At 59.5% G+C, this 8,822-nt stretch carries 9 protein-coding genes; 5 read left to right on the top strand and 4 right to left on the bottom strand.

All coding sequences use genetic code 11. The features are described from left to right. Nucleotides 1–199: hypothetical protein (locus G5179_RS15495; RefSeq protein ID WP_421236390.1), on the bottom strand; the 199-nt coding region annotated here is incomplete at its 3' end. Nucleotides 200–245: 46 nt separating this feature from the next. Here G5179_RS15495 and G5179_RS15490 point away from each other — a divergent pair. Together G5179_RS15490 and yjjG are read left to right on the top strand one after the other, a co-directional pair. Continuing rightward, entirely contained in the window at nt 246–1,736 is a 1,491-nt protein-coding gene (locus G5179_RS15490) for a M17 family metallopeptidase (protein WP_421258692.1), read from the top strand. Between the two features lie 22 nt (nt 1,737–1,758). Then, nucleotides 1,759–2,439: a pyrimidine 5'-nucleotidase gene (gene yjjG, locus G5179_RS15485; protein WP_421258691.1), complete on the top strand. Its 681-nt coding sequence runs from the start codon at nt 1,759–1,761 to the stop codon at nt 2,437–2,439. A 136-nt stretch (nt 2,440–2,575) separates the two neighbouring features. On the opposite strand, the gene G5179_RS15480 is transcribed toward yjjG, so the two are convergent. The 3 genes from G5179_RS15480 to dusC all read right to left on the bottom strand — a co-directional run bounded on the left by G5179_RS15480 (nt 2,576) and on the right by dusC (nt 4,852). Continuing rightward, the gene (locus G5179_RS15480; protein WP_254204286.1) at nt 2,576–3,283 is read right to left on the bottom strand and encodes a substrate-binding periplasmic protein; all 708 of its coding nucleotides are present in this window, start codon (nt 3,281–3,283) and stop codon (nt 2,576–2,578) included. Nucleotides 3,284–3,441: 158 nt separating this feature from the next. After that, nucleotides 3,442–3,810: a TraR/DksA family transcriptional regulator gene (locus G5179_RS15475; RefSeq protein WP_019445807.1), complete on the bottom strand. Its 369-nt coding sequence runs from the start codon at nt 3,808–3,810 to the stop codon at nt 3,442–3,444. Nucleotides 3,811–3,907: 97 nt separating this feature from the next. Then, nucleotides 3,908–4,852 carry a tRNA dihydrouridine(16) synthase DusC gene (gene dusC / locus G5179_RS15470; protein ID WP_421258690.1) on the bottom strand — a complete coding sequence of 315 codons (945 nt, stop codon included), beginning with the start codon at nt 4,850–4,852 and terminating at the stop codon, nt 3,908–3,910. A 123-nt stretch (nt 4,853–4,975) separates the two neighbouring features. Here dusC and G5179_RS15465 point away from each other — a divergent pair, with 123 nt between their 5' ends. The 3 genes from G5179_RS15465 to dnaX all read left to right on the top strand — a co-directional run bounded on the left by G5179_RS15465 (nt 4,976) and on the right by dnaX (nt 8,784). Continuing rightward, entirely contained in the window at nt 4,976–5,353 is a 378-nt protein-coding gene (locus G5179_RS15465) for a YbaN family protein (RefSeq protein WP_111900114.1), read from the top strand. A gap of 133 nt (nt 5,354–5,486) precedes the next feature. Beyond that, complete coding sequence (gene apt, locus G5179_RS15460) at nt 5,487–6,032, top strand: adenine phosphoribosyltransferase (protein ID WP_005333447.1); 546 nt, start codon at nt 5,487–5,489, stop codon at nt 6,030–6,032. Nucleotides 6,033–6,204: 172 nt separating this feature from the next. Beyond that, a complete protein-coding gene (gene dnaX / locus G5179_RS15455) occupies nt 6,205–8,784 on the top strand; it encodes a DNA polymerase III subunit gamma/tau (RefSeq protein WP_421258689.1) in 2,580 nt (859 codons plus the stop codon). Nucleotides 8,785–8,822 lie beyond the last annotated feature (38 nt).

Raw genomic sequence — 8,822 nt, 5'->3', positions numbered from 1 at the left:
GGGTGGAGCAGCTCGGTAGCTCGTCGGGCTCATAACCCGAAGGTCGTCGGTTCAAATCCGGCCCCCGCAACCAACTTCCTGATAGTTTTGTTCTTTTCCCCCTCATTACATTGAATATATCTCCATCGGGTATGCAACCGATGGCGATTAATGCTGTTTCCTGCGCTTTTTCAAGACCATAACTGGTCGTCTCGACCATTTGTTAGGTATCATCAGATATCTCTTCATGGATGAGGCACGCGCCTGTGATCACTCCTTTTACCTATCTTCCTCCTGCTATTGAAAGCCGGGATGCCACGCTGACCGAGACCCTTTCACAGGGCTTGCCATTGCAACTGCTGCTGATCGCCGAAGAGCAAAAGGAGGCATTGCTGTCGCTACCGGCCCTGTCGGGGATCAACACCCAGTTGGCGCTTGGGCAAAAAGCACCTTTCACCCTGATGCATGGTTCCACCCTGTTGCTGGTCATATTGGTGACCGGCAATGTGACGCGGGATCACCGTCTTTATAAGCAGGTCAGAGGTTGGATAGCCCCGCTCTCCGGGCTCAAGGTAGAGCGGCTCGGGCTGCATCTGGAGGGGTTCTCCCCCTCAGAGCGGGTGATGCTGGCTGAATTGATGTTGTCGGCTCTGTTGGCTGCCAATCTACCGTTGCCGACCAGCAAAAGCCGTAGCGAAAGTGGCTGGAACTATCAGCATGTGTCGGTCTCTCCTGCTGTAGTGCTGGATCTGGCTCGTATCTACAGCGAAGCAGGGGGCAATGGGCTGGCTCGTCATTTGGCGGTGTTACCCGCCTCGGAGCTGACTGCGGCCAGCTATCGCGAGTTCGTCAGCCAGCTGGCTCAGGATGAAGGTTGGCAGTGCCATCACTACGATCAGGCGCAGCTGGCCGAGCTGGGAGCGGGGGCTTTTTTGGCGGTAGCCCGCGGTTCGGAAGATAATCAGGGGGCCATGGTGAAGCTCAGCTACTACCCGCCCAAGCCGGTACGCCGCATTGCGCTGGTGGGCAAGGGGATCTGCCATGACTCAGGTGGCTATAACCTCAAGGTTTCCGGCAGCATGTATGGCATGCATCTCGATATGGGGGGCAGTGCGGTGGCGCTGGGTACCCTTTATGCCATCAGTCGGGCTCAGCTGCCCTATGAGGTTCACTGCTGGTTGGCGATTGCCGAGAATCATATCGGTCCCCAGGCTTATCGTCCGGGTGAAGTGGTGACGGCGATGAATGGTCTCACCATCGAAGTGGTGGATACCGATGCGGAGGGACGAATGGTGCTGGCCGATACCCTGACGATGGCGGCGCAGGATACCCCGGATCTGCTGATCGATTATGCGACTCTGACCGGCGCTTGCAAGCGGGCACTGGGCAGTCGCTATAGCGGCGTCTTTACCAATCGCCACGAATGGCTGGCATCGCTGGTCAAGCTGGGTCAGCACAGCGGTGAACGAGTCTGGCCCTTTCCGCTCGATGAGGATTACGATGAAAATATCGAGAGCGAGTGGGCCGATCTGTTGCAGTGTGCACCAGGCAGTTCGCCGGATCACATTGATGCGGCCCGCTTTCTTGCCCATTTTATCCCCGAGCAGACGCCCTGGCTGCACTTCGACCTGAGCGGTTTTCGCAACAAGGGGGGCAATGGGGTGGTCTCCAGCGAAGTGACCGGCTTTGGTGTGCGGCTCACGCTGGATCTGCTGGCTGGCCCACTCGGTCGAGTGGGGCACTCAGCTTCCGAATAATCTGACTGATAAAAGGATTTCTGTGAAACAACCAAGCTATGACTGGGTGCTGTTCGATCTGGATGAAACCCTGCTCGATTTCCCGGTCGCCGAGGCACTGGTGCAAACGCTGCAGCTCTATGGTGTGGAGGCCGATGACGCCAGCATGGCGCAGTACCATGCTATCAACCATGAGCTCTGGCAGCAGTACAACGATGGCGAGATCGATGCGACAGTGCTGCAGCAGACCCGCTTCTCCCTCTTTGCCCAGCAAGTTGCCGCCGACCCCATGGCGATGAACAATACCTTTCTGGAGCAGATCATTGCCCTTAGCATGCCCCTCGAAGGGGTGGTCGAGACCCTGCAGCAATTGCGCAGCAAGGTGCGGATGGGGATCATCACCAATGGTTTCAGCGTCCCCCAACGTGGCAGACTTGGAAAACTGGGCTGGAGCGAGTGGTTCGAGCCCCTGGTGATCTCTGACGAGATCCGGGTGACCAAGCCGGCGCCGGCTATTTTCCAGCACACCCTCTCCCTGATGGGGAAGCCGGATCCGGCCAGAGTGCTAATGGTGGGGGACAATCCGAAAACTGATATTGCCGGGGCTGCGTCACAGGGATTGGCCACCTGCTGGTATAACCCGAGGCGGCACTCGGGCGAATGCGATGCGACCCACGAGATCCACCACTTCGCCCATCTTGCTGACATTGTGCTGGGATGCTGACGGGCAGAGGTAACCCATCATGTCATCGGTGGCCAAATCGTCTTGGCAAGTCGCAACAAGGTTAGTTTGAGACAAGATAGGGTTTGCTTGAGACGGCAAGGGGAGCGGATGCTCCCCTTGCTCATTGAGTGTTTTGTTATGGTTGCAGTGATCTGAACTGGTAGCGGTCGAGGATCTGCTGATAGTCGGGGCTCTGTTTCAACTGATGGATGGCCTGATTGATCCGGTGCAGTTGCGCCTTTGTGGTGCTCTCTTTGCTCAGCATCAGGTGTACTGGTGTCTGCTCGAGCGGCAGCTGGATCTTGAATTCGGAAAGTATATCTCCATCATCACTCAACCCCTGCATCCCGTGGGGGTCTAGCACGAGCCCCTGAACTCGCCCAGCCCGTAGCATCTTCAACAGCTGATCCAGCCTCAGGCGTATCTGCAGGCGTGGTTGCATTTCGGGTTCGGTCATCAGCTGGCGAAAGGCATTGCCGTAATCAAAATTCTTGAGTACACCAATATTGAAGTCAGCTCGTTCGCGCAGCGATGCCAGCGAGGTAATGTCGCGCCAGCGTTGCTCATCCTGCCGGCGGATAATAATAACGGCCTGCTCTTCCCGGTAGGGATGGGTGAATCGCGCATATTGTTGTCGTTCGGTGGTGATATTGGCAGACATGGCAAGTTGTACCGTGCCAAAACGCAGTTCATGAAGCACCCTAGACCAAGGCATTTCGCTGAATCTGGCCTGATAACCGGCTCGCTGGAAGATGGCGTGGACCAGCTCAACGTCCAGCCCCCGCAACTGTTGCTGCTTATCGCGAAAACTGAAGGGTTGCCACTCTGTCCAGCCTACAACCAGGGGCTCTTGTGCTATTGCTTGGCAGCATAAACACCATATCAGCAAGACTCTGTACACACCTTATCCCCCCGGATCGGCTGATAGGGTTGAGTATTGGACAGGAATGACGGACTAACCAGTAGAGAAGAGGGGTGAGTGGATGCACAGAGGTGCATCCATCACAGTTCGTGGGCGTGGAATCCCTTGCGATAGCGGGCTTCGCAGCGCGGGCAGCGTTGCAGGGTAGGATCCTGTTCCAGCTGTTCGATGGAAAGCGGCTCTTCACAATCGGAGCAGAGGCCATAGAGGCCGAGATCCATCTGGCAGAGTGCCGCATCGATCCGCTTGAGGCGGGCCACGCTCTGCTCAACCTTCGGCAGATCCAGCCGGCTGGTCAGTTCCACCAGTTGATCCTGCTCGCAGTGACCGACCTGTTCGGCCCACTCGTCACGGCGGCAGGCTTTGAGCTGACCGATCAGCGTTTCTCGTACTTGGGCCCAGTCTGACAGCAGGCGATTACGCCAGACAGTCAACTGTGCTTGCGTCATTTCACACACATTATCCCCCACAGGACAGACGACAGATTCGGGGCAGTATAGGGATCCGATAACTCTATCAAGATGATATGCGTCAAGTTAAACGTGGTTAGCCGTGGCTTTTGGCTGCTTGCAGCAGGGCATCGCGGATCGGATCCGTCTCTTTGAGCACCCGGATCTCCTGAAACAGCTGGTCCGCTTCGGGATATTCCCGCTTGAGATAGCTGAACCACTGTTTGATGCGGCTGGGGTAGTAGTCGGCTTTTTCGCTGGCCAGATCCTGCTCGGTATAGCTCACCATCAACTGCAGCACCTCGGCCCAGCTCATGTGCGGGCAGCCGGTTTTCATCACGTTGGCCAGATTGGGCAGGGAGATGGCGCCGCGCCCGACCATCAGGGCATCACAACCCGAGGCCCTGGCGCAGGCGAGGGCATCTTTGTGATCCCAAATTTCGCCGTTGGCGGTGACGGGGATGGGCAGGGCGCGGCGAATGGCGTCCACATACTCCCAGTGGGCGGGGGCCTTGTACCCTTCGCGCTTGGTGCGCGCATGAACGGCCAGCTCGTTGGCGCCCCCCTGGAAGACCGCCTGAGCGTTCTCCAGATAGAGATCCTTGTCATCGTAACCGAGGCGAATTTTGGCGCTCACCGGCAGATGGGCGGGCACCGCATCACGCACCGCCTTGACGATGCGGTAGATGGTCTCGGGCTCTTTGAGCAGCACCGCACCGCCCTTGCTCTTGTTGACCGTTGGGGCGGGACAGCCGAAGTTGAGATCGACGCCGGGGGAGCCCAGCTCGATGGCGCGCAAGGCGTTCTCGGCCAGCCACTCGGGGTGTTGCCCCAGCAGCTGGACCCGCACCGGGGTGCCTGCGCGGGTTTTGCCATCTTGCAGCAGTTCAGGGCAGAGGCGGTAGAACACCTTGGCGGGCAGCAGCTGATCGACGACCCGGATAAACTCGCTCACGCAGAGATCGTAATCATTGACGGAGGTGAGTACCTCCCGCATCAGGTGATCCAGTACCCCCTGCATGGGGGCCAAAATAACGCGCATAACGGCTTTCCGACGAGAGTGGCAAGAAAAAAGAGCGCAGATTGTAGTGGGGTTGCGGCCCGCTGTCAGCACCCGCTCAAACTCTGTTAGGCTAGAGGGAGATAAATCACGCAAGGAGACGGAATGAAGCGTTGGTGTCTGATGGCGCTCGGGTGGCTGGCATTTGTCACCGGTATTGTGGGCATTGTGCTGCCGCTATTGCCGACTACCCCCTTCATGTTGCTAGCTGCCGCCCTGTTTGCCCGCTCATCGCCCCGTTTTCATCGCTGGTTACTGACCCATCCCTGGTTTGGCCCGCCCATCGTGGATTGGCAACAGTATCGCGGCATTCGTCGTCAGGCCAGACGGCGCGCCATTATCTTCATTTTGCTCACCTTTTCGGTGTCGCTGGCGGTGGTGCCACTGCTGTGGGTCAAGGGGTTGCTGGTTATCATAATGGTGATCCTGCTCACCTGGTTAATGCGTCTGCCGGTGCTGGAGCCAGTTGCAATGGTGAAGTGAAGTCCCTAAGCTATTGCAGCAATAATGCTATGGAGTCGGCCTGTCATTTTTGCGTGACAGGCTTTTTTATTTCCCGCAGAAGGGAATTGAGAAAAAATGGCCACCCCTGGGTCAAAAAATAAGCGGTCAACACATGAATCCGGAAACCCTGAAATTTATCGAAGCAAGCATCAAGACCATTCCCGACTATCCGAAGCCGGGCATTCTGTTTCGTGACATTACCAGCCTGATCGAAAACGCTGAGGCCTTCAAGGCCACCATCGATCTGCTGGCCAATCATTATCGTGATCAAGGGATCACCAAGATTGTTGGCACCGAAGCCCGCGGCTTCATCTTTGGTGCACCGGTCGCTTTCGCCATGGGACTGGGCTTCGTGCCGGTCCGCAAGCCGGGCAAGCTGCCGCGCGAAGTGATCGAGGAGTCCTATGCCCTCGAATACGGCACCGACACCCTGCAACTGCACACCGATGCCATCGTGCCCGGTGACAAGGTGCTGGTCGTGGACGATCTGCTGGCGACCGGCGGTACCGTCGATGCGACCGTCAAGCTGATCCGCCGTGCCGGTGGTGAAGTGGCCGATGCGGCCTTCATCATCTCCCTGCCGTCTCTGGGTGGCGATGCCCGCCTGACTGCTGCTGGCATCAAGGTAGTCTCACTGGTCGAGCTGGCCGGCGAGTAATGCCTCTTCGGCCCGATCCTCTGCATCGGGCCTGCATTGAACCGGTGCCCGTGCGGGCATCGGTTTGAAAATCAAGCGATCCCTCCCGCTCTCACCGATAGCCGATACAGCCAGCCCGCCATTTGTGTTAGCATCCGGCCTCAATGCCCTGTCTTCCCTGCATGATGGATTTATGAGCTATCAGGTTCTGGCGCGTAAATGGCGCCCCCATACGTTTGAACAAGTGGTAGGCCAGCAACATGTGCTGACCGCCTTGACCAACGCCCTGGATCAGGGACGGCTGCATCACGCCTATCTGCTGAGCGGTACCCGCGGGGTCGGCAAGACCACCATCGCCCGTATTCTGGCCAAGAGCCTCAACTGCGAGCAGGGGATCAGCAGCCATCCGTGTGGCGTCTGCGATACCTGCCGCGAGATCGATCAGGGCAACTTTGTCGACCTGCTGGAGATTGACGCGGCGTCGCGAACCAAGGTGGAAGATACCCGCGAGCTGCTCGACAACGTGCAGTACCGTCCGGCCCGCGGCCGCTTCAAGGTCTACCTCATCGATGAAGTGCACATGTTGTCGCGCCACAGCTTCAACGCGCTGCTGAAAACCCTGGAAGAGCCGCCCCCCTATGTGAAGTTTCTGCTGGCCACCACGGATCCGCAGAAGTTGCCCATTACCATTCTCTCGCGCTGCCTGCAGTTTCATCTGAAGAGTCTGGATCAGACCCAGATCGCCAAGCAGCTCGAATGGGTGCTGGATCAGGAGGGGCAGCCCTTCGAGCCACGCGCCCTGCTGGCTTTGGCCAAAGCCGCTGACGGCAGTATGCGCGATGCCCTGAGCCTGACCGATCAGGCGCTGGCCCATGGCAATGGTAGCGTGCGCCTCGAGAGCGTGCTGGCGATGCTGGGCACGCTCGATCACCGCCATCTGCACCAGCTGCTGGAAGCCATTTTGCGGCAAGATGCCCCCGCGACCATGGCCAAGATCACCGAGATCGCCACCCTGGGCCCCGATTTTGATCAGCTCCACGCCGAGCTGGAAGGTTTGCTCCATCGCATCGCCATGGCGCAGCTGCTGCCTGCCAGCGTGCAGGAGCAGGGGGCGGATGCTGATTCCCTGCTGCAACTGGCCAAGGCGATGGGCCCGGAAGAGGTGCAGCTCTGCTACCAGATCGTGCTGGGTGGCCGTAAAGATCTTCCCTGGGCTCCCGATGGCCGCACCGCGCTGGAGATGACCTGCCTGCGGATGCTCGCCTTCTCCCCAAGGCGCGATGCCCTGCATCCGGCCAGCCTCACTGCGCTGCCCCCGTCAATGACGAGCAATGCCACTCCGGTAGTCTCCTTGCCGGGAAAGCGCCCGGCCGCTGAATCGGCCGCACTGGCACCGATCAGCGGCGCAGTGCCTGCACCGCTAGCCAGCCCTGTTGCTACCAGTGCCGTGCCCGCGGTTGATGTCTCCCTGCCTGCGATGACGGATGACATCGGCAACCCCGCCGACAGCGAGGAGGAGGCGCAAGCCGCCGAGCTGTTCAGCCAGCAGGATGAGCTGCTGCGTGAAGCTACGGGCATGGGGTATCAACCCGAGCCCGCGTTGCAACATGCGCAGCCCGATGTGTCTGCGCACTCGGCTGCACAGCCCGCAGATGCTGATGAGCGAGCGCTTTCCGCAGCCGATATGGACTATTCCCGTGGCGAGTCGCTGACTGCCAGCATCGAGCCCGCGCTCGAACCGACAACCACGCCGGTTAGCGCACCTGAAGCTGTTTCAGCGGTATCGAGCATGCAGAGCCTGCTTGGCAAGCGAAACATGCTGCGCAGCCGCCAGCGTGGTCAGGATGCCCCGGCGGCGCCTGCGCCGCGCGCAGTGCCGGTTGCGCCAGCTCGTCCTGTCGCGCCCGCTGCTGCACCGGTCGTCACCCAACAGCCAGCTCCGGTCAGCCAACCGACCGGGCAGGGGATGGCGACGATGGGTCACTGTGATGATCTGCCGCCAGTGGATCTCTATGGCGACAGTTACGAGCCGCAGGGTGATAACGGCGATTACGAAGAGTATCTCAATCAGGGATTTGCCGAGCAGACTCAGGTGATGAGCCACGCTCCCGTCACGGCACCGGCCCAGCCAACCGATCTGCCACCCTGGGATCTCGACGGGCAGCCGAGCTATCGACCCGGTGAGCGCAGTGCTGGGGTACCTGCGGTGACGCCCGCCCCAGCGACCCAGCCACCCGTTGCCACCACGGCGGTGGCTGCTACCCCTGTGACGCAGGATGAGCCCGTTCAGCCGGTGATGGAGACCATCGACTGGGATGAGCTCGAGAGCGACAGCGAGCCGCAAGAGGGAGAGGCGACTCGCCTTATCCCCTCCTCGCTGCTCAATGGTTGCGGCGATGCTTGGGCCGAGTTGATCGCTCACACTCAGGTGGGAGGGCGGCTGCGCCAGCTGGCCATCAACTCGGTGATGACGCGGGAAGGGGACAAGGTACTGCTAACCCTCAAGCCCGAGCAGCGCCATCTGGTGAGCGACAAGGCGCGCGCCGATCTGGCCGAGATCATCGGGCCAGCGCTGGGTCAACCGGTGCAGGTCGAGGTGACGCTTGGTGTGGTGCCTGACCAGGAGACCCCCCTCGAGATCGAACACCGCCTTTATCTCGGGGTGCGCGAGCAGGTGACTCGGGATCTGGAGCAGGATCCTAACGTACAGTTTTTAGTTCAGCGGTTTGGTGCCGTGCTCCATCACGAGAGCATCGAGCCCCTCAACCGCTAAATTCCGTGGCCGGGAGCTTGCTTCCGGTTGAAAAGCAG

Source organism: Aeromonas sp. 600886, assembly GCF_049174935.1.
Lineage (GTDB): Bacteria > Pseudomonadota > Gammaproteobacteria > Enterobacterales > Aeromonadaceae > Aeromonas > Aeromonas veronii_A.
Note: the sequence above shows the minus strand (reverse complement) of the source record. Positions and strands in the feature narration are given on the sequence as shown.

Coding starts and splice junctions, on each gene's coding strand:
- G5179_RS15475 (WP_019445807.1), bottom strand. CDS start 3,810: ATGACGCAAGCACAGTTGACTGTCTGGCGTAATCGCCTGCTGTCAGAC.
- dusC (WP_421258690.1), bottom strand. CDS start 4,852: ATGCGCGTTATTTTGGCCCCCATGCAGGGGGTACTGGATCACCTGATG.
- G5179_RS15465 (WP_111900114.1), top strand. CDS start 4,976: ATGAAGCGTTGGTGTCTGATGGCGCTCGGGTGGCTGGCATTTGTCACC.
- apt (WP_005333447.1), top strand. CDS start 5,487: ATGAATCCGGAAACCCTGAAATTTATCGAAGCAAGCATCAAGACCATT.
- dnaX (WP_421258689.1), top strand. CDS start 6,205: ATGAGCTATCAGGTTCTGGCGCGTAAATGGCGCCCCCATACGTTTGAA.